This is a genomic window from Micromonospora sp. KC213 (genome assembly GCF_004348325.1).
Taxonomy (GTDB): Bacteria; Actinomycetota; Actinomycetes; order Mycobacteriales; family Micromonosporaceae; genus Micromonospora.
On record NZ_SMKF01000120.1, the window covers coordinates 1 to 18,015 of the forward strand.

The 18,015-nt window shown below is 73.3% G+C and carries 21 protein-coding genes; 15 read left to right on the forward strand and 6 right to left on the reverse strand.

The window, feature by feature from the left end; all coding sequences use genetic code 11:
* Positions 1–17 precede the first annotated feature (17 nt).
* Positions 18–1,073 carry an ROK family protein gene (locus E1166_RS21480; protein WP_132341422.1) on the forward strand — a complete coding sequence of 352 codons (1,056 nt, stop codon included), beginning with the start codon at positions 18–20 and terminating at the stop codon, positions 1,071–1,073.
* A gap of 84 nt (positions 1,074–1,157) precedes the next feature.
* Here the strand turns inward: E1166_RS21480 and E1166_RS21485 are convergent, their stop codons facing one another.
* Positions 1,158–1,358 carry a DUF397 domain-containing protein gene (locus tag E1166_RS21485; protein ID WP_132341424.1) on the reverse strand — a complete coding sequence of 67 codons (201 nt, stop codon included), beginning with the start codon at positions 1,356–1,358 and terminating at the stop codon, positions 1,158–1,160.
* A 3-nt stretch (positions 1,359–1,361) separates the two neighbouring features.
* Positions 1,362–2,207 carry a helix-turn-helix transcriptional regulator gene (locus E1166_RS21490; RefSeq protein ID WP_132341426.1) on the reverse strand — a complete coding sequence of 282 codons (846 nt, stop codon included), beginning with the start codon at positions 2,205–2,207 and terminating at the stop codon, positions 1,362–1,364.
* A 263-nt stretch (positions 2,208–2,470) separates the two neighbouring features.
* On the opposite strand from E1166_RS21490, the gene E1166_RS21495 reads away from it, so the two are divergent.
* The gene (locus tag E1166_RS21495) at positions 2,471–2,701 is read left to right on the forward strand and encodes a hypothetical protein (protein WP_132267341.1); all 231 of its coding nucleotides are present in this window, start codon (positions 2,471–2,473) and stop codon (positions 2,699–2,701) included.
* A 147-nt stretch (positions 2,702–2,848) separates the two neighbouring features.
* Positions 2,849–3,949 (forward strand): D-alanine--D-alanine ligase family protein, encoded by a 1,101-nt coding sequence (locus E1166_RS21500; RefSeq protein ID WP_132267308.1) that lies wholly within the window; start codon positions 2,849–2,851, stop codon positions 3,947–3,949.
* Positions 3,950–3,995: 46 nt separating this feature from the next.
* Here the strand turns inward: E1166_RS21500 and E1166_RS21505 are convergent, their stop codons facing one another.
* On the reverse strand, positions 3,996–4,619 hold the full coding sequence (locus E1166_RS21505; RefSeq protein ID WP_132341428.1) for a DUF3515 family protein: 624 nt from the start codon (positions 4,617–4,619) through the stop codon (positions 3,996–3,998).
* 9 nt (positions 4,620–4,628) lie between these two features.
* Positions 4,629–4,862, reverse strand: coding sequence for an Lrp/AsnC ligand binding domain-containing protein (locus tag E1166_RS21510; RefSeq protein WP_013284547.1), 234 nt, complete (start codon positions 4,860–4,862; stop codon positions 4,629–4,631).
* Between the two features lie 144 nt (positions 4,863–5,006).
* On the opposite strand from E1166_RS21510, the gene E1166_RS21515 reads away from it, so the two are divergent.
* On the forward strand, positions 5,007–5,945 hold the full coding sequence (locus E1166_RS21515; RefSeq protein WP_132341430.1) for a thiamine-phosphate kinase: 939 nt from the start codon (positions 5,007–5,009) through the stop codon (positions 5,943–5,945).
* Positions 5,946–5,973: 28 nt separating this feature from the next.
* Complete coding sequence (locus tag E1166_RS21520) at positions 5,974–6,435, forward strand: GNAT family N-acetyltransferase (RefSeq protein ID WP_132341432.1); 462 nt, start codon at positions 5,974–5,976, stop codon at positions 6,433–6,435.
* A 293-nt stretch (positions 6,436–6,728) separates the two neighbouring features.
* Here the strand turns inward: E1166_RS21520 and rpmB are convergent, their stop codons facing one another.
* Positions 6,729–6,920 carry a 50S ribosomal protein L28 gene (gene rpmB, locus E1166_RS21525; RefSeq protein WP_046569512.1) on the reverse strand — a complete coding sequence of 64 codons (192 nt, stop codon included), beginning with the start codon at positions 6,918–6,920 and terminating at the stop codon, positions 6,729–6,731.
* A gap of 238 nt (positions 6,921–7,158) precedes the next feature.
* Between rpmB and E1166_RS21530 the strand changes: the two genes are divergently transcribed.
* Positions 7,159–8,775 (forward strand): DAK2 domain-containing protein, encoded by a 1,617-nt coding sequence (locus E1166_RS21530; RefSeq protein ID WP_132341435.1) that lies wholly within the window; start codon positions 7,159–7,161, stop codon positions 8,773–8,775.
* Entirely contained in the window at positions 8,772–10,973 is a 2,202-nt protein-coding gene (gene recG, locus E1166_RS21535) for an ATP-dependent DNA helicase RecG (RefSeq protein WP_132341437.1), read from the forward strand. The genes E1166_RS21530 and recG overlap by 4 nt, the downstream gene beginning before the upstream one ends.
* An 87-nt stretch (positions 10,974–11,060) precedes the next feature.
* Here recG and E1166_RS21540 read toward each other — a convergent pair whose 3' ends face one another.
* Entirely contained in the window at positions 11,061–12,317 is a 1,257-nt protein-coding gene (locus E1166_RS21540) for a cell wall anchor protein (RefSeq protein WP_132341439.1), read from the reverse strand.
* Positions 12,318–12,628: 311 nt separating this feature from the next.
* On the opposite strand from E1166_RS21540, the gene rsmD reads away from it, so the two are divergent.
* The 8 genes from rsmD (at position 12,629) to mutM (ending at position 17,988) form a co-directional block, all read left to right on the forward strand.
* Positions 12,629–13,192: a 16S rRNA (guanine(966)-N(2))-methyltransferase RsmD gene (gene rsmD, locus E1166_RS21545; RefSeq protein ID WP_132341441.1), complete on the forward strand. Its 564-nt coding sequence runs from the start codon at positions 12,629–12,631 to the stop codon at positions 13,190–13,192.
* Positions 13,189–13,677 (forward strand): pantetheine-phosphate adenylyltransferase, encoded by a 489-nt coding sequence (gene coaD, locus E1166_RS21550; RefSeq protein WP_132341443.1) that lies wholly within the window; start codon positions 13,189–13,191, stop codon positions 13,675–13,677. Before rsmD ends, coaD begins: the two co-directional genes overlap by 4 nt.
* Positions 13,678–13,830: 153 nt before the next feature.
* Entirely contained in the window at positions 13,831–14,328 is a 498-nt protein-coding gene (locus E1166_RS21555) for a hypothetical protein (RefSeq protein WP_111246403.1), read from the forward strand.
* 110 nt (positions 14,329–14,438) lie between these two features.
* The gene (locus E1166_RS21560) at positions 14,439–15,002 is read left to right on the forward strand and encodes a YceD family protein (protein ID WP_132267326.1); all 564 of its coding nucleotides are present in this window, start codon (positions 14,439–14,441) and stop codon (positions 15,000–15,002) included.
* Positions 15,003–15,007: 5 nt separating this feature from the next.
* On the forward strand, positions 15,008–15,181 hold the full coding sequence (gene rpmF, locus E1166_RS21565; protein ID WP_088963525.1) for a 50S ribosomal protein L32: 174 nt from the start codon (positions 15,008–15,010) through the stop codon (positions 15,179–15,181).
* Positions 15,182–15,318: 137 nt separating this feature from the next.
* Positions 15,319–16,275 (forward strand): phosphate acyltransferase PlsX, encoded by a 957-nt coding sequence (locus E1166_RS21570; protein WP_243710470.1) that lies wholly within the window; start codon positions 15,319–15,321, stop codon positions 16,273–16,275.
* Positions 16,272–17,138: a ribonuclease III gene (gene rnc, locus E1166_RS21575; RefSeq protein ID WP_132341447.1), complete on the forward strand. Its 867-nt coding sequence runs from the start codon at positions 16,272–16,274 to the stop codon at positions 17,136–17,138. Before E1166_RS21570 ends, rnc begins: the two co-directional genes overlap by 4 nt.
* Positions 17,131–17,988 carry a bifunctional DNA-formamidopyrimidine glycosylase/DNA-(apurinic or apyrimidinic site) lyase gene (mutM, locus tag E1166_RS21580; RefSeq protein ID WP_132341449.1) on the forward strand — a complete coding sequence of 286 codons (858 nt, stop codon included), beginning with the start codon at positions 17,131–17,133 and terminating at the stop codon, positions 17,986–17,988. The genes rnc and mutM overlap by 8 nt, the downstream gene beginning before the upstream one ends.
* Positions 17,989–18,015 lie beyond the last annotated feature (27 nt).

Consider the following 18,015-nt stretch of genomic DNA (forward strand, 5'->3'; position numbering starts at 1 on the left):
GGGGGAGGGGACGGCGGATGGGCGACGCGGGTGTGCCGGTGGTGGTCGGTCTCGACAACGGCGGTACGAGCAACAACGCCACGGTGCTCACCGCCGACGGCCGGTTCCTCGTCGACGGCCTGCTGGAGATTCCCAGCGCGGTCGGGGCCGGCCCACAGGCGGCGATCGAGGCGCTGGCCCGCGCCCTGGACGGAGCGCTCGCGCACACCGGTGTGCCGAGGGAACTGGTGCGGGCGGTGGGGTTGGACACTCCGGGGCCGGCCAGCGCGGACGGGGTGATCTCGTCGCGCGGGTCGACGAACTTCGCCCAGCCCGCCTGGCACGGCTTCGACGTGCGTGGGGCGTTGCAGCGGCGGCTCAACCTGCCGGTGGTCTACCTCAACGACGGCAACGCCGCCGCGCTCTACGCCCACCACGTCCACTTCGGGGCGGAGGCGACGGCCCGTTCCTCGGTGTCGGCGATCGTCGGCACCGGGCTGGGAGGCGGGATCGTGGTGGACGGCCGGGTGGTCACCGGCGCGGCCGGGATGGCCGGCGAGTTCGGGCATGTGCACATCCCGTTGGCCGGGCTGCTCGCCCCGGGGCAGCCGGAGCCCCGCTGCGCCTGCGGTTTCGTCGGGGACGCGGAGAGCGTCGCGTCGCTGACCGCGATCCGACGCAACCTGTTGCCGTACTGGCTGACCCGCCATCCAGGCCACCCGCTCGCCGGGGAGCCGGCAGGTCGGGCCGCCACGCTGGTACGGGGGTACGCGGAGCGGGGTGACGAGCTGGCCCGGGAGGTCTTCGCCCAGCAGGCGGCGGCACTCGGGCGGCTGTTCACCATCGCCGCGAACCTCACCGACCCGCACGCGTACTTCGTCGGCGGCGGGGTGGTGGAGGCGCAGCCGCAGTTTCGGGACTGGTTCCTCGCCACGGTCCGCAAACACACGGTGCTGCGCGCGGAGCAGGTGGCCGTCGCCACCTTCGCCCTGGTGCCGGACCGGGACATGGCCGGTGCCCGGGGCGTGGCCATCGCGGCGCTGGAGGCCCTGCGGTCCGGGGCGGTTGCCGGGCCGGCCATGCCGACGACGTGACCAGGAGGCCCGCGTCCGGGACCGGGACGCGGACCTCCTGATCGGTTCGGGGCGGCGAGCCGCCGGCGGGTTCGTCGGTGCCGTTCAGCGCCGGGGCAAGGCGGTGGTGAAGGCGGCCCAGGCGTCCGGTGGGAAGAGCAGGACGGGGCCGGTGGGGTCCTTGGAGTCGCGGACGGCGACCAGGTCGGGCACGGTCGCCACTTCCACGCAGGCGCCCTCGTCTCCGCTGTGGCTGCTCTTGCGCCAGGCGGCCGTGGCCAAGGCCGCGCCGATCGTCGGTGTCATGTCCTACCGTCCCTTCAACATGTGCAGGAGCAGGTTGCGGCTGTCAGTCGGGCTGAGCGCGACGGTCCGCAGGTGTTCCATGATCTTGGTGCAGGTTCGTAGGTCACCCGGCCGGTCGAGGACCATCTGTCCGGCGACGGTCTCCACCGAGGCGATGAGCGGGTCTTCCGGGTCGGCGAACTCGAGGATGTGCAGCGAGCCGCGGGTGCCCCGGTGGTAGCCGGCCGACAGCGGGATGACCTGGACGGTCACGTTGGGCAGTTCGCTCATCTTGAGCAGGTGCTGCAACTGCTGTTCCATCACCGACCGGTCGCCGACCGGGCGCAGCAGCGCGCCCTCGTCGATGATCGCGTCGAAGATGGGTGGTTCGTCGTCGCTGATCCGCTGCTGCCGGTCCAGCCGGAGCTGCACCCGTTGCTCGACCTGGTCGTCGCTGAGGGTGTGGGGTCCGCCGCGCATCACGCCGCGGATGTAGTCGGCGGTCTGGAGCAGGCCCGGTACCACCGAGGGCTCGAAGTTGGCGATGCCGGTCGCTTCGGCCTCCAGGGCGATGAAGTCGATGGTGCGTCTGTCCAGCAGGTGTGAGTACGGCACCCACCAGCCGGGTTTGCGGGTGTCCTTGGCGAGCTGCACCGCGGCGGTGATCTCGTCCGGCCCGACCCCGTAGAGGCTGAGCAGCGCGCGCACGGTGGCGGGGCTGACCAGCGTCTGTGCGTTCTCGTAGCGGGACAGGGTGCTGCGGGTGCTGTTGATCTCGTCGGCGGCGGCCTCCAGCGTGAGGCCGGCCGCCTCCCGGTGGGTGCGCAGGGCGATGCCGAGCCGGCGTGCCCGAGCGGTCTTCGGAGCCATGAGTCGATGGTCGCATATGTCTCTGGGAAAGTGCGCATGAGAGAATGTCGATGAGAGTTGCATTCACGCCTGTCCACCTGTCAATCTGTGTTGGCGTCCTCACCAACGGTTGTCGTGGCGACGGCGATGGTGAGCGACCGGAGGGGATGGGGCGCGTGGCGATCGGGTTTACTCCCCCGTACCTGATCGCCACGTGCCACCGCCGCCCTCCATCGGGGAGGAAAACGTCGGATGAGGGTGGGCGGATGGCTGGGCGAGCGGCGATGACCCGGTTCCTCGTGGTGCTCACCGACGTCCGCACGGTCGAGGGGAGGGAGGTTCGCGACGAGCGGACCGCGCCCGAGCGGCGGCGACAGGTGGTCGGTGCCAACAGCCGGGAGGCCGCCGATCGGATCGCCGGCGCCTTCATGGCCCTCGGGATGGTGCGCGCCGGCCGGCAGCGGGTGAAGGTCATCGCCGTCGGGCGGGGGCGGCACGCCACCCCCGACAGCTAGGCCACGCTCCGTGTCGACGCGGATGACCGGTTGCGAAGGATGTTCTCCTCCTGCCGGGTATCGCCATCGGCCCGCCGCCACCCACAGTAAGGTCAACCGGGTGAGCGCCGCTGGCGGCTCCGCAGTCGCGTACCGAGAGGTGACCCAGTGACCACCCCAGGCAAGACCCGCGTGGCGATCGTCTTCGGCGGTCGCAGCCCCGAACACGGCATCTCCTGCGTCAGCGCCGGCAGCGTGCTCGGCGCGCTCGACCCGGACGAGTTCGAGGTGGTGCCGGTGGGCATCACCCGCCAGGGGCAGTGGGTGCTCGCCAACGGCGACCCGAACCGGCTCGCCATCCACGACCGCAGGCTGCCGGAGATCACCGCCGGGTCCGGCGCGGAACTGGTGCTGCGTGCCGACCCCACCGCAGCCGGACTGATGGTGCTCGACCCGGCCGAGGGCCCCCGCGCGCTGGCCGACGTCGACGTGGTCTTCCCCGTGCTGCACGGCGCGTACGGCGAGGACGGCACCATCCAGGGCATGCTGGAGATGGCCGACATCCCCTATGTCGGGGCGAACGTCTTCGCCTCGGCGGCGGCGATGGACAAGGAGTTCACCAAGAAGCTCTGCGCCGTCGAGGGCATCCCGGTCGGCCCGTACGCCGTGCTGCGCAGCGGCACCAACCTCAGCGAGGCCGACAAGGAGCGCCTCGGCCTGCCGGTGTTCGTCAAGCCGTCCCGGGCCGGCTCGTCCTTCGGCATCACCAAGGTCGACGACTGGTCCCAGCTCGACGCCGCCGTCGCGGCGGCCCGTGAGATCGACACCAAGGTGCTGGTCGAGGGCGCGATCGTCGGCCGGGAGGTCGAGTGCGGCGTGCTGGAGGGCGAGGCCGGCGGGGCCCCCGAAGCGTCCGTGCTCGCCGAGGTGCGGGTCGTCTCCGGCCACGACTGGTACGACTTCGAGGCCAAGTACATCGACGACTCCTGCGAGTACGACATCCCCGCCGACCTGCCCGAGCGGGTCACCCGCCGGGTGCAGGAGTACGCCACCCGGGCCTTCACCGCACTGGACTGCTCCGGCCTGGCCCGGGTCGACTTCTTCGTCACACCCGAGCTGGACGTCTACCTCAACGAGATCAACACCATGCCGGGCTTCACGTCGACCTCGATGTTCCCCCGGATGTGGGCGGCCTCCGGGCTGGAGTACCCGAAGCTGGTCAACCGGTTGATCCGAACGGCCCTGCACCGCGACGCCGGCCCCCGCTGACCGGTGTCACCGCCGGGGCTCGACCGGGGGTGCGGGCAGCCGCCGGTCAGCGCCGGCAGCCGGACGGCACCTCGCCACCGGACGGGACGGAGGCGACGATCGGGTCGGAGATCGGGGCCACCCACTGCAACGGCTGTTCGTACGCCGCGGGCACGGTGACCGTGACGGCGGTCTCCCGGTCGACGGTGGTCAGCACCATGGCCCCGCCCTCCTGCCGGCCGTACCAGCAGACGCTGTTGACCGCCCAGACGTCGGCGGTGGCGGGGACGGTCGGCTCGGCGCCGCCACAGGCCACGGTCAGCGCCGGGTCGCCGTACGCGGCGTTCTGCTCGGGACCAGCGGTCACCGGGCGCTGCCGCAGGTCGCGTACCGACTCGGGCAGCTGCGACATCAGCGCCCGGCAGATCGTGGCCGGGCGGGCGGCGAGCGCCGGGGCGGCCATTGCGACCGGGGCGCCGGACTGCGCGTGGGCCGTGGTCACGGTGGGGCTGGGCGCGGCGGCCGGGGTGTCGGGCGCGAGCCGGGCGAGGGTGAACCCGGCGACCGCGACGGTCACCGGCACCGCGACCAGGGTGGCGAGCAGCGCCGCCCGCCGGGTCGCCGGATCCCGGCCGGGCCGGTCCTCCGCCGGCTGCTCGCGCTCGACCGACGGGGAGGGGCAAGAGGTCATCCGGTCCACTTACAGCCGCACCACCGAACACGTGAGGGTGCGGGTGATACCCGGCACCATCTGCACCTTGCTGACGATCAACTTACCGAGTTCGTCGACGGTGTTCGCCTCGGTGAGCACCACCACGTCGTACGGCCCGGTGACGGCGTCGACCCGGACCACGCCGGCAAGATCCGCGATCAGGCCGGCCACGTCACGCGCCCGGCCGACCTCGGTCTGGATGAGGATGTACGCCTGTACCACGACTCGACCTCCGTCCGTCGCCGCCAGCGGGCGGCCCGAAGGGTGAAACTACCTTACGGAGCAGGGGAAACCCCTATCGGTGGCCGGTCGGACGCGGTGAGCGAGCATTGGCGAGGGTGGTCCGGACAGGAGTGAGGGGACGGGATGACGGTCGCGGGTGTCGGGGAGTTCGGGCTGATCGAGCGGGTGACGGCCCGGCTGGCGCACGGCGGGCACTGCCTGCTCGGCCCGGGTGACGACGCGGCGGTCGTGGCCGCGCCGGACCAGCGGGTGGTGGCCTCGACCGACGTGCTGGTCGAGGGGCGGCACTTTCGCCGGGACTGGTCCGGCGCGCGTGACGTCGGGCACCGGGCCGCGGCGGCCAACCTCGCCGACATCGCCGCGATGGGGGCGGTCCCCACCGCGCTGCTGGTCGCCCTCTGCATGCCGGCGGACCTGGACACCGCCTGGGCCGAAGGGCTCGCCGACGGGCTCGGGGCGGAGGCGGCCACGGTGGGTGCCGGCGTGGTGGGCGGCGACATGTCCGCCAGTCCGACGCTGACCATCGCGGTCACCGCGCTCGGTGACCTGGGCGGGCGCGACCCGGTGGTCCGCTCCGGGGCCCGGCCGGGGGACGTGCTCGCGCTGGCCGGCCGGATCGGCTGGGCAGCCGCCGGCCTGACCGTGCTGTCCCGCGGATTCCGCACCCCCCGGCTGCTGGTGGAGGCGTACCGGCGGCCGGAGGTGCCGTACCCGGCCGGGCCGCAGGCCGCCCGGCTCGGCGCCACCGCCATGATCGACGTCTCGGACGGGCTGCTGGCGGACCTGGGCCACGTGGCGGCGGCCAGCGGGGTCGGCATCGACGTACGCCGGGACGCCTTCGAGGTGCCCCGGCAGATGCGCGACGCCGCGCAGGCACTCGGGGTCGACCCGTACTCGTGGATCCTCGCCGGGGGCGACGACCACGCGTTGGCCGCGACCTTTCCCCCGGCCGTGGCGTTGCCGGCCCCGTGGCGGCCGATCGGCCGGGTGGTGCCGGGCGCGGGGGTCACCGTCGACGGCACCGGGTACGACGGCCCGACCGGCTGGGACCACTTCCGGTAACGGCCAGCCAGGGTCGTACCCTTTACCGGTGAGTCAGCTCGATATCCGCCCCCTGGCCTTCGACTCGCCGGTGGCGCAGTCGCTGATCCGCGCCACGCTGGCCGACCTGGCGCAGCGGTACGGCGGCAACGGCGACGACACGCCGGTGCACGCCGCCGAGTTCGTGCCGCCGCGGGGAGCCTTCCTGGTCGCGTACCTGGACGGTCGGCCGGTGGGCTGCGGCGGCTGGCGCGGCCACGGCGACGACACCGCGGAGTTGAAGCGGATGTACACCGACCCGGCGGCCCGGGGACGGGGGGTTGCCCGCGCGGTGCTGGCGGCGGTCGAGGAGTCCGCCCGGTACCACGGCCGCAAGCGGATCGTCCTGGAGTGCGGCGACAAGCAGCCCGAGGCGATCGCCCTGTACACCTCGGCCGGCTACGAGCCGATCCCGAACTTCGGTTTCTACGCCGACGAGCCGGGCTGCCTCTCCTTCGGGCGGGTGCTCTGATCGACCTCCCGTCCGGGCTCCCATTCGCCTGGTCCGGTGGTGGCCGGGGTGGCGGTTGTCGTCACGCGAGCTGCTGGCGGCACCCGGTGCCGAATCGCCCCAACGAGTGACGTCGGACCATGGCTACGGACAGTGGGCCGGAGGTGGAGGTCAGTGCGCCGCAGCGCCAGTGGGTGGACGGAGTCACCGACGAGAACGACAGCGCAGAAGCCGCCCGGACGGTTCCGGGCGGCTTCTGCGCTGTATGGGGTGGTCCGTGCCAGCGGACGGCGCAAGCACCGTCCGTGGTCGCGTCAGGCGCGGGTGACCTTGCCCGCCTTGATGCACGAGGTGCAGACCTGCAGCTTCTTGGTGGTGCCGCCACCGGCCGGGGTACGCACCGACTGGATGTTCGGGTTCCAGCGGCGGTTGGTCTTCTTCTTGGACCAGGGCACGTTGTGGCCGAAGCCCGGCCCCTTGCCACAGACGTCGCACACGCTAGCCACGGGATACTCCTGGGATTGATACGTTCATGAGGTCGCCAGCAGGGCGCTGCCCGGGCAACCTGGCCAGGTTACCCGATGACCCCTACCCTCGACCAACCGGCCCGGTCCGCAGGCGACGACGTGACGCCGGTCACCTTCGCCCGGCCGGCACCCGACCCGACGGTGCCGGACCCTCGGACACGCGGGCAGAGCCGGTCGACCCCGGCGCGTGTCGGTACGCGACAGTAGGCTTCTGGCCGTGCTGGACACCCTCGACGCCACCGCGGTACGCCGCTGGTGCGCGAACGGGCTCGCCGCGCTCCGGCAGCATCAGGGTGAGATCGACGAGCTGAACGTCTACCCGGTTCCCGACGGCGACACCGGCACCAACATGGTGCTCACCCTCACCTCGGCCCAGCAGGCGCTCGCGATGGACCTGGAAACCCTGCCCGAGGCCGGGCAGACCCCGCACGGGCACGCGCTGCGGCTGATGGCGCGCGGCGCGTTGCTCGGCGCGCGGGGCAACTCCGGGGTGATCCTGTCACAGATCCTGCGTGGCCTCGCCGACGCGCTCGCCGCCACCCCCACGGTCGCCGGCCGGGAGTTGGCCGGCGCGCTGCGGGCCGCCACCACGACGGCGTACGCGGCCGTCGCCCAGCCGGTGGAGGGCACGCTGCTCAGCGTCGTGGCCGCCGCCGCGACCGCAGCCGAACAGGCCGACAGCGACGACCTGGGCACCGTCGCCCGGGTGGCGGCGGGGGAGGCGGCCCGTGCCTTGGCCCGCACCCCGCAACAGTTACCCGCGCTGGCCCACGCCGGGGTCGTCGACGCCGGTGGCCGGGGGCTCTGCCTGCTGTTCGACGCGCTGGTCGAGGTCGTCACCGGGGAGAGCCCACCCCGGCCGGTGCCGATGACCCGCACGGTCCGCCCGCCGCTGACGACCGTTCGGGAGACCGGCTCCGAGGAGTACGCGTACGAGGTGCAGTTCCTTCTCGACGCCGACCACACGGCGGTGGCCCGGATGCGGGCCGAACTGGCCGCGCTCGGCGACTCGCTGGTGGTGGTCGGTGACGGCCCGTCGCCCGCGGCATCCACCACCTGGAACGTGCACGTGCACGTCAACGACATCGGCGCGGCGGTCGAGGCGGGGGTGGTGGCCGGCCGGCCGTACCGGATCTCGGTCACCCGGTTCGCCGACCAGGCGGCGCCCGCCGCGCCGGCCGCGGACGGCCGGGCGGCGGTGGTGGTCGCCGCCGGAGCGGGCCTCGCGGAGTTGTTCACCGGCGAGGGGGCCACGGTGGTGCCGGGCAACCCGTCCACCGGCGAGCTGCTGGACGCCGTCCGGGCCACCGCCGCCGCCCGGGTCGTGGTGCTGCCGAACGACCCGAACACGCAGGCCGTGGCGAGCGCCGCCGCGAAGGAGGCACACGCCCTCGGCATCAAGGTCAGCGTGGTGCCGACCCGCTCCCCGGTGCAGGCCCTCGCGGCGCTGGCCGTCCGGAACCCGAAGCGGCGCTTCGAGGACGATGTGATCGCGATGGCCGAGGCGGCGGGTGCCTGCCGGTACGCCGAGGTCTGCCACGCCAGCCGGGAGGCGCTGACCGTCGCCGGCCCGTGCCGTCCCGGCGACGTGCTCGCCCTGGTCGAGGGGGAGGTGCACCTGATCGGCGGCGACCTGGTCGACACCTGCGTCGCCGTGGTCGACCGGATGCTCGGCGGCGGCGGGGATCTGGTCACCCTGCTCACCGGCGCGGACGCCCCGGACGGCCTGGCCGAGGCCGTGCGCGCCCACGTCGGGCGGTGCTGGCCCTTCGTCGAGGTGCAGACGTATCCGGGCGGCCAACCGCACTATCCGCTCCTGGTGGGGGTCGAATGACGAGCGAGCCGTCGACCGTGGACACGCCGCTGAGGAAGCTGGTCGGCGAGCGCACGGCCAAGGCCCTGGCGAGCCACCTCGACCTGCACACCGCCGGCGACCTGGTCTACCACTTCCCGCGCCGCTACGACGAGCGCGGCGAACACACCGACATCCGTTCGCTGGACGTGGGGGAGCAGGTCACGGTGCTGGCCCAGGTGCAGCGCACCGCCGTGCGGCCGATGCGCCAACGCCGGGGCAACCTGCTGGAGGTGACCGTCGGCGACGGCTCCGGCGGGGTGCTCACCTGTACCTTCTTCGGCAACCAGGCGTGGCGGGAGCGGGAGCTGCGCCCCGGCCGCTGGGGGCTGTTCGCCGGCAAGGTCACCGAGTTCCGGGGCAAGCGGCAGCTCAACGGCCCGGAGTACGTTCTGCTCGGCGAGGGTGGCGAGGGCGAGGCGGCGGCCAACGAGGAGGTCGAGGAGTTCGCCGGGGCGCTGATCCCGGTCTACCCCGCTGCCGCCGCCGTGCCCACCTGGGTGATCGCCCGCTGCGTGCGGGTGGTGCTGGACACGTTCACCCCGCCCGACGATCCGCTGCCGGCCACCGTGCGGGCCACCCGCAACCTGGTCGGCATCGGAACCGCACTGCGGGAGATCCACCGCCCGTCCAGCAAGGAGGAACTGTACCGGGCGCGCCGCCGGCTCAAGTGGGACGAGGCGTTCGCGGTGCAGCTCACCCTGGCGCAGCGCAAGGTACGGGCGGCGGCCTGGCCGGCGAAGGCGCGGCCACCGAAGCGGGGTGGGCTGCTGGACGCGTTCGACGCCCGGCTGCCGTACGAGTTGACCCCCGGTCAGCGGGACGTGGGCGTGGAGATCGCCGCCGACCTGGCCACCGCCCACCCGATGCACCGCCTACTGCAGGGCGAGGTCGGCAGCGGCAAGACGGTCGTGGCCTTGCGGGCGATGCTCCAGGTGGTCGACGCCGGCGGGCAGGCGGCGCTGCTCGCCCCGACCGAGGTGCTCGCCGCCCAGCACCACCGGGGGATGCTGGAGCTGCTCGGCCCGCTGGCCCAGGCCGGCGAGCTGGGTGCGGCCGAGGACGCCACCCGGGTCGAACTGGTCACCGGCTCGCTCGGCGCGGCGGCCCGGCGGCGGGCGCTGGCGGAGGTCGCCGCGGGGCGGGCGGGCATCGTGCTCGGCACCCACGCGCTGCTCTACGAGGGGGTGGACTTCGCCGACCTCGGCTTGGTGGTCGTGGACGAGCAGCACCGCTTCGGTGTGGAGCAGCGCGACGCGTTGCGCGCCAAGGCCGACCAGCCGCCGCACGTGCTGGTGATGACGGCCACGCCGATCCCGCGCACGGTCGCGATGACCGTCTACGGCGACCTGGAGACCTCCACCCTCTCCCAGTTGCCGCAGGGGCGTTCGCCGATCGCCTCGCACGTGGTGCCGGCCGCCGAGAAGCCGGCCTTCCTCGACCGGGCCTGGCGCCGGCTGCGCGAGGAGGTCACCGCCGGCCACCAGGCGTACGTGGTCTGCCCGCGCATTGGTGAGGGACCGCAGAGCGACGAGGAGGCGCCCCGCGAGGACGACAGCGGTCGGCGGCCGCCGCTGGCGGTGACCGAGGTGGCGCCGCTGCTCGCCGAGGGGCCGCTGCACGGGCTGCGGATCGGTGTCCTGCACGGCAAGCTGCCCGCCGACGAGAAGGACGCCGTGATGCGCTCGTTCGCCGCCGGTGACCTGGACGTGCTGGTCGCCACCACCGTGGTCGAGGTGGGCGTCAACGTGCCCAACGCCACCGTGATGATCGTGCTGGACGCCGACCGGTTCGGCGTGTCCCAGCTGCACCAGCTGCGGGGCCGGGTCGGCCGGGGTACCGCCCCCGGGCTCTGCCTGCTGGTCACCGAGGCGGCCGAGGGCTCCTCGGCCCGCGACCGCCTGGACGCGGTCGCCTCCACCACCGACGGTTTCAAGCTGGCCGAACTCGACCTGGAACAGCGTCGCGAGGGTGACGTGCTGGGCGCCACCCAGTCGGGCCGCCGCTCGCACCTGCGGCTGCTGTCGCTGCTGCGCGACACCGACCTGATCCGCGACGCCCGCACCGAGGCGATCGCCCTGGTCGCCGACGATCCGGAGCTGGTCCGGCATCCGGCCCTGGCCGCGTCGGTCGCCGCGCTGGTCGACGAGGAACGTGCGGAGTACCTGGAAAAGGGGTGAGGGAGGACCCGGCGACGGACCGCGAGCAACGCCGAGGGCGCGCCGACCGGGTGGTCGACGCGCCCTCGGTGGTCAGGCAGGTGTCGCTCAGGCGGTGAAGCGGATCCGTCGGCGTCGCGCGACGACGAAGAGCACCACGCCGGCCGCCAGCAGGGCGAGCGCGCCCGCGGCGATGCTGCCGGCCGCCGCGCCGGTCAGCGGCAGGCCGGGCTCCTCCGGCTCGCCGCCGCCGGTGCCGCCGTCCTTGCAGTCCTCCGGCTGCTCCCAGGCCAACGGGCCACCCGAGTCCAGGTCGCCGGTGACGGTGACGGTGAGACCCTTGCCGGCCTTGAAGCTGACACTGCCGCTGCGACCGGGCTCGACGGTCAGCGTCTTGGCCTCACCCTTGTTGGGGGTGAAGGTCGAGGTCACGGTGGTGCCGTCCTCCGGGTTGCTGACCTGGAAGATCATCTGGTCGCAGGTGGACTCGTAGCTGGCCTCCGGCGTACCGACCTCGGGCTCCTGGCAGTCCTCGGGCTTCTCCCAGTCGCTGGTGAAGTCCTTCATGCCGGGCGCGGTGACGGTGACGGTCTGCGCCTGGGCCGGTGTGAGTTCGAGCTTCTCGATGGTCCGCATCGGCACGGTCACCTTCCTGGTGAAGCCGTTGCTGCCGGCCACGGTGAACGCGGCCGGCGCGTTGCCGTTGCGGTTGACCAGGGTCAGCTCGACGCCGCCGTCGCAGTCGGCGGAGGCGATCACCTCGGGGGTCGCCACGCAGGTGCCGGAGCCGCCGTTGTACCAGGCATTCGGGCCCTTGGAGCGGGAACCGATGCCCTTGGGGCTGCCGACCTTGCGGTCGCCGTACCGCTCACTGGTCTCGGTCAGCGGGTCGATGATCGTGCTGCCGAAGACGAAGTCGACCTGGGTGTAGCAGGTGGGCACCTCGACCTGGAACGTGAGGGTGGACACGCCCAGCTCACCCTCGGCCACCCCGGTGAACTTGTTGACCGAGCTGGCCAGCACGTACTGCGGCAGGGCGAACTTGGCCGACGGGGCCACGTACGACACCAGGGCCAGTTCCTGCTCCTCGCCCACGCAGAGCGGGCCGTTGGTGAGGGTGATCGAGGCCTCGCCCTTCGGGCCGTCGAAGGTGTGCGTGTAGCGCGCGTCGTCGGCCTTGACGCAGTTCGGCGCGGAGCCCTTCGACTTGCCGGCGGCGGCGCTGCCGGTCGGGGAGGCCGACGGCGAGGGGGACGGCTTGGTGGCGACCGCCGGTGCGGTGAAGGCGAGCGCCGTGGCCAGGCCGGCCAGCGCGGCGGCGGCCACGACGAGCGGTCGCCGTGGGGAGGGCTGGGGACGGATCACGCGTACTCCCGGGGTGAAAAGCGTCAGGGGCGCGGCGCGTGGGATGGCGGCGGCTGGTCGCGGTCGCGCGCCTGCGCCCCGCGACGGCGCCTCCCCGCGCCACGTGGCCGGCGTACGAGGCCGGCACCCGGCCGACCCTAGTGGGCCGGTCGTCGGCCCGACAGTCCACATGTTTCCCTAAACATCTTGTTATGTATCTGAGATCATTGATCAACCGAGTGTGATCATCTGGTGGCCCGGTGGACACCCGCCGTGTCGGTGGCACCGCCGGGATCGTCGCGTAGCGTCAGCGGCATGAGAGGGGACAGACCGTGACCCGGATCGTGGCCGGCACCTTCGGCGGGCGGCGGATCGCCGCCCCGCCCGGCGCCGGTACCCGCCCCACCTCCGACCGGGTGCGGGAGGCGCTGTTCAGTGCCGTGCAGGCCGAGGTGGACCTGGTCGGTGCGCGCTTCGCCGACCTGTACGCCGGCTCCGGCGCGGTGGGCCTGGAGGCGCTCTCCCGGGGTGCCGAGCACGTGCTGCTGGTCGAGTCCGACGCGCGGGCCGCCCGGGTGATCCGGGAGAACGTCGCCGCCCTCCGGGCCGGCTCCGCCGTCCGGCTGGTCACCGGCCGGGTGGCCGGCGTGCTGGCGGCCGGTCCCGGTGACCAGCCGTACGACGTGGTCTTCGCCGACCCGCCGTACGCGACACCGGATGCGGAGATCACCGAGCTGCTGACCGCGCTGGTGCGGCACGACTGGCTGGCCCCCGACGCCCTGGTGGTGGTGGAGCGCTCCAGCCGGACCGGGCCGGTCGCCTGGGTGCAGGGCGTCACCGCCGAGCGCAGTCGGCGCTACGGCGAGACCACCCTTTGGTACGGTCGCCGATCATGAGACGTGCGGTGTGTCCCGGCTCGTTCGACCCGGTCACCAACGGGCACCTCGACATCGTCGGACGGGCCAGCCGGCTCTTCGACGAGGTGATCGTCGGCGTGCTGGTGAACCAGTCGAAAAGCGGCCTGTTCACCGTCGATGAGCGGATCGACATGCTTCGCGAGGTGACCGCCTCGTACGACAACGTCCGGGTCGAATCCTTCCGCGGCCTGCTGGTCGACTTCTGCCGGGCGCAGGAGGCCAGCGTGCTGATCAAGGGACTGCGGGCGGTCAGCGACTTCGACTACGAGTTGCAGATGGCGCAGATGAACATCGGCCTGGCCGGGGTGGAGACGCTGTTCATGCCCACCAACCCGCTCTACTCCTTCATCTCCTCGAGTCTGATCAAGGACGTGGCGAAGTGGGGCGGGGACATCTCCGCCCACGTGCCCGACCGGGTCCGGGCCGAACTCGAGGCCCGCATCGGGCCGGAGTCCCGCAGATGAATCCGTCCCCACCGCCGCCGGGCGACGCGCGACGCGCCGGACCGGGGTGGATGGGGCGGGGGTGGCCGGCACACGACATCATGTGTGCAGCGGGAAACCGGCCGGAGCCCGCAGCATGTAGGTCGGCCGACGGACGACAGGAGTGAGGTACCGGTGGACCCGCTCGATCGCATCGACGAACTGATCGCCATGGTGGAGCAGGCCCGCTCCGTCCCGATGTCACGGAACAACTGCATGGTCGACCGGGGCGAGATGATCGCGGCCCTGGACGAGTTGCGCGCCGAACTCCCCGCCGACCTGCGCCGGGCCGCCGCCCTCCTGGAGGAGCGGGACAAGATCATGGAGGCCGGCAAGCGCGAGGCCGACCGGATCATCAGCGAGGGTGAGGCGGAACACGCCCGCCTCGTCTCGGTGAACGAGATCACGGTCTCCGCCGAGCACGAGGGTGCCCGGATCATCGCGGAGGCCCGGGCCGAGGCGCAGCGGCTGCGCGAGGAGGTCGACGACTACGTCGACACCGCGCTGGCGAACTTCGAGCAGTTCCTGACCCGGGCGCTGGCCTCGATCGAGCGTGGCCGGGACAAGATGCACGCGCTGCGGGAGATCGGCACCTTCGGTGGGGACGAGGCCGAACGCCCGCTACCCTTCTGAACGACACCTCACCAGCCGACATGCCGGCCAGGGGCGTCGCCCCGGTTCGACGGTGCGGCGGTCGCCCAGGTAACCTTCTTTGTCGGCCTCTCACCGGCCGGAGTCTGACTATGCCCAAACACTCGCCATCGAACCTCGACCCCAGGTCGCCGCTGGTCCTCGACACGAGGGACCTGCCGCGTCGGCCTGGCGCGATGCGTACGGTCAAGCGGGTCGTTCCGGCACCGGCGGACCTCGGCGTGGAGTTGATCGGCGTGCCGGAGGGCGCGGATCTCGACCTCGACCTGAGGTTGGAGTCGGTGTCCGAGGGCGTACTCGTCTCCGGGACCGTCACCGGTCCCATCCGGGGCGAGTGCGGCCGCTGCCTGCGCCAGATCAACGACTCGGTGGCCGTGCCCGTCCAGGAGCTGTACGCGTACGAAAACAGCGCCACGGACGACACGACCGACGAGGACGAGGTGGGCCGGATGCAGGGCGATCTGATCGACCTGGAGCCGGCGCTGCGGGACGCGGTGGTGCTGACGCTGCCGACGAACCCGCTCTGCCGGGAGGACTGCCCAGGCCTGTGCCCCGAGTGCGGGGTGCACTGGGACGATCTGCCGGCCGACCACAGCCACCAGCAGATCGACCCGCGTTGGGCGGGCCTGTCGCAACTGAACCGTACAGAGGAGTAGGAACCGTGGCCGTCCCGAAGCGCAAGATGTCGCGCAGCAACACCCGGTCCCGCCGGGCGAACTGGAAGGCGGCCGTGGTCGCGACCGTGGCCTGCCCGCAGTGCAAGTCGGCGAAGCTGCCGCACGCCGCGTGCTCCGTCTGCGGCACGTACAACGGCCGCCAGGTTCTCGAGGTCTGAGGTCTGGACGCCGAGTGACGCCCCCGACCACGGGTCGGGTGGCGCGCGCACCCTGGCGATCGCCCGGTGCCCCGGCTCCCTCCGGTGCCGGTCGGTCCACCCCGGCCGGCACCGGTGCGGAGCCGGGCACCGCGCGGATCGCCGTTGACCTCCTCGGCGGGGACGACGCCCCCGCCGTCGTGGTTGACGGCGCTCTGCGAGCCGTACGCGCCGATCCGGACCTGCACCTGCTGCTCGTCGGCCCGACCGAGGTCGCGGTCGCGGTGACCGCTGCGCTGACCCCGGCGCAGCGTGCCCGGGTCGCCGTCCGTGCGGCCCGTGCCGTGCCCGGACCGGCGCACCACGCGCCGCGTGCCGACAGCACCGTCCGGGCCGCGGTCGCCGCCGTCCGCGACGGCACCGCCGACGCCCTCGTCTCCGCCGGCTCGACCGGCGCCACCGTCACCGCCGCGGCCCTGGGCCTCGGCCGGTGGCAGGACGTCCGGCAGCCGGCCCTGGTGGCCACACTGCCCGCCGTCTCCGGCCCGGTGGTGCTGCTCGACGTCGGCGGCTCCCTGGAACCCCGCCCCGCCACCCTGGTCCGGCACGCCCTGCTCGGTGCCGCCTACGCCGCCGTCGCGCACGCCGTCGCCGCCCCCCGGGTGGGACTGCTCTCCGTCGGGACGGAGGCCGGCAAGGGCGACCGCCCGCGGCGGGCCGCCGACCCCCAGCTCGCCGCCGCGCGGCTGCCGTGCGGCGCGCGCTACGTCGGCCTGGTCGAGGGGTACGACGTGGCGACCGGCGCCCGCGCCGACGTGGTGGTCACCGACGGGTTCACCGGCAACGTGCTGCTCAAGGCGATCGAGGGCGCGTACACGATGGCGGGTGGTCCGCCGGTCGGCGGCGGCACGCCCCGCGCGGCGGCCCTGCTCGGCGTGGCCGGCACCGTGGTGGTCTGCCACGGCGCCGCCGAGGCCGACGACGTCGCCTCCGGGATCGCCCTCGCCGCGCACCTGTGGCGGCGGGGCACCACCGACCGGGTCCGGGCGCTGCTCGACGGCGCTGCCCAGCATCCACCGCCCAGTGACAGCAACGACACCGAGGTAACGGCATGACGAACGACAAGCGGCGGCGTGCTCCCGTCGGTCACCTGGAGGCGGCGTTCGGTGTGACGCTCGACCCCGAACTGTTGGAGCGGGCGCTGACCCACCGCTCGTACGCGTACGAGAACGGCGGCCTGCCCACCAACGAGCGGCTGGAGTTCCTCGGCGACTCGGTGCTCGGCGTGGTGATCACCACCGCCCTCTTCCGCAATCACCCGGACCTGCCCGAGGGGCAGCTCGCCAAACTGCGGGCCAGCGTGGTCAACATGCGCGCCCTGGCCGACGTGGCCCGTGGCCTGGGGCCGGACGGGCTGGGGGCGTACCTGCTGCTGGGCAAGGGTGAGGAGGCCACCGGCGGCCGGAACAAGGCGAGCATCCTCGCCGACACCCTGGAGGCGCTGCTCGGCGCGATCTACCTGCAGTACGGCCTGGACACCGCCGCTCAGGTCGTCCACCGGCTGTTCGACCCGGTGATGGCCGAGTCCGCCGGCCGGGGGGCCGCACTGGACTGGAAGACCAGCCTGCAGGAGCTGACCGCCGCGCTGGGACTGGGCGTCCCCGAGTACCGGATCGAGGGCACCGGCCCGGACCACCTCAAGACCTTCACCGCCTGGGTGGTGGTAGCCGGCAACCGCTACGGCGGGGCCGAGGGGCGCAGCAAGAAGGAGGCCGAGCAGCGGGCCGCCGAGGCGGCCTGGCGGGAGTTGACCGAGCAGGCCGAGAGGGAGCAGGCGGCCCTGGTCGCGGCGGAATCCGAGCCGGCGGAATCCGAGCCGGCCGTGGCGCGATCCGAGCCGCCCGCGGTGGCTGAGCCGGCCCCGGTCGCCGTCGAGCCGCCCGCTGGCCCCGCCGGGGCGGGTCTGGGCCGTGCCTGAGCTGCCCGAGGTCGAGACGGTCCGGCAGGGCCTGGCCCGGTGGGTCACCGGCCGGCGGATCGCCTCGGTACAGGTGCGCCACCCGCGCGCGATACGCCGGCACGCTGCGGGCGCCACGCACTTCGCCGACGTGCTCGCCGGCCGCACCGTCACCGGCGTACGCCGCCGGGGCAAGTACCTCTGGCTGCCGCTGGACAGCGGCGACGCGATGGTCGGTCACCTCGGCATGTCCGGCCAACTGCTGCTACAGCCGATCGACGCGGCCGACGAGTTGCACCTGCGGGTCCGGTTCCGGTTCGCCGACGACGGCCCCGAGCTGCGTTTCGTCGACCAACGCACGTTCGGCGGGCTGTCGGTCAGCGAGAGCGGCGCGGAGCTGCCCGCCGAGATCGCGCACATCGCCCGGGACCCGATGGACGAGGAGTTCTCCGACGCCGGGTTCGTGACCGCACTGCGTCGGCGGCGTACCGAGGTGAAGCGGGCGCTGCTCGACCAGACCCTGATTTCCGGGGTGGGCAACATCTACGCCGACGAGGCGCTGTGGCGGGCGAGGCTGCACGGGGCGCGCCCCACCGGCGCGGTGACCGCCCCGGCCGCCACCCGCCTGCTCGGCCACGTCCGGGACGTGTTGGGTGAGGCGATCCAGCAGGGCGGCACCAGCTTCGACGCCCTGTACGTCAACGTCAACGGCGAGAGCGGCTACTTCGACCGGTCGCTGAACGTCTACGGCCGGGAGGGTGCGCCCTGCCGGCGCTGCGGCACGCCGATCCGGCGGGAGGCGTTCATGAACCGGTCATCGTACAGCTGCCCGCGCTGCCAGCCCCGGCCCCGGTCGGCACCGCGCGGGTGAGCTCCGGCCCGTCGCCCGGGCGGGGGT

Excerpts from the sequence above, each read along its gene's own strand:
- E1166_RS21480 (WP_132341422.1), top strand. The coding sequence starts at position 18 with ATGGGCGACGCGGGTGTGCCGGTGGTGGTCGGTCTCGACAACGGCGGT.
- E1166_RS21485 (WP_132341424.1), bottom strand. The coding sequence starts at position 1,358 with ATGACACCGACGATCGGCGCGGCCTTGGCCACGGCCGCCTGGCGCAAG.
- E1166_RS21490 (WP_132341426.1), bottom strand. The coding sequence starts at position 2,207 with ATGGCTCCGAAGACCGCTCGGGCACGCCGGCTCGGCATCGCCCTGCGC.
- E1166_RS21495 (WP_132267341.1), top strand. The coding sequence starts at position 2,471 with ATGACCCGGTTCCTCGTGGTGCTCACCGACGTCCGCACGGTCGAGGGG.
- E1166_RS21505 (WP_132341428.1), bottom strand. The coding sequence starts at position 4,619 with ATGACCTCTTGCCCCTCCCCGTCGGTCGAGCGCGAGCAGCCGGCGGAG.
- E1166_RS21515 (WP_132341430.1), top strand. The coding sequence starts at position 5,007 with ATGACGGTCGCGGGTGTCGGGGAGTTCGGGCTGATCGAGCGGGTGACG.
- recG (WP_132341437.1), top strand. The coding sequence starts at position 8,772 with ATGACGAGCGAGCCGTCGACCGTGGACACGCCGCTGAGGAAGCTGGTC.
- coaD (WP_132341443.1), top strand. The coding sequence starts at position 13,189 with ATGAGACGTGCGGTGTGTCCCGGCTCGTTCGACCCGGTCACCAACGGG.
- E1166_RS21560 (WP_132267326.1), top strand. The coding sequence starts at position 14,439 with ATGCCCAAACACTCGCCATCGAACCTCGACCCCAGGTCGCCGCTGGTC.
- rnc (WP_132341447.1), top strand. The coding sequence starts at position 16,272 with ATGACGAACGACAAGCGGCGGCGTGCTCCCGTCGGTCACCTGGAGGCG.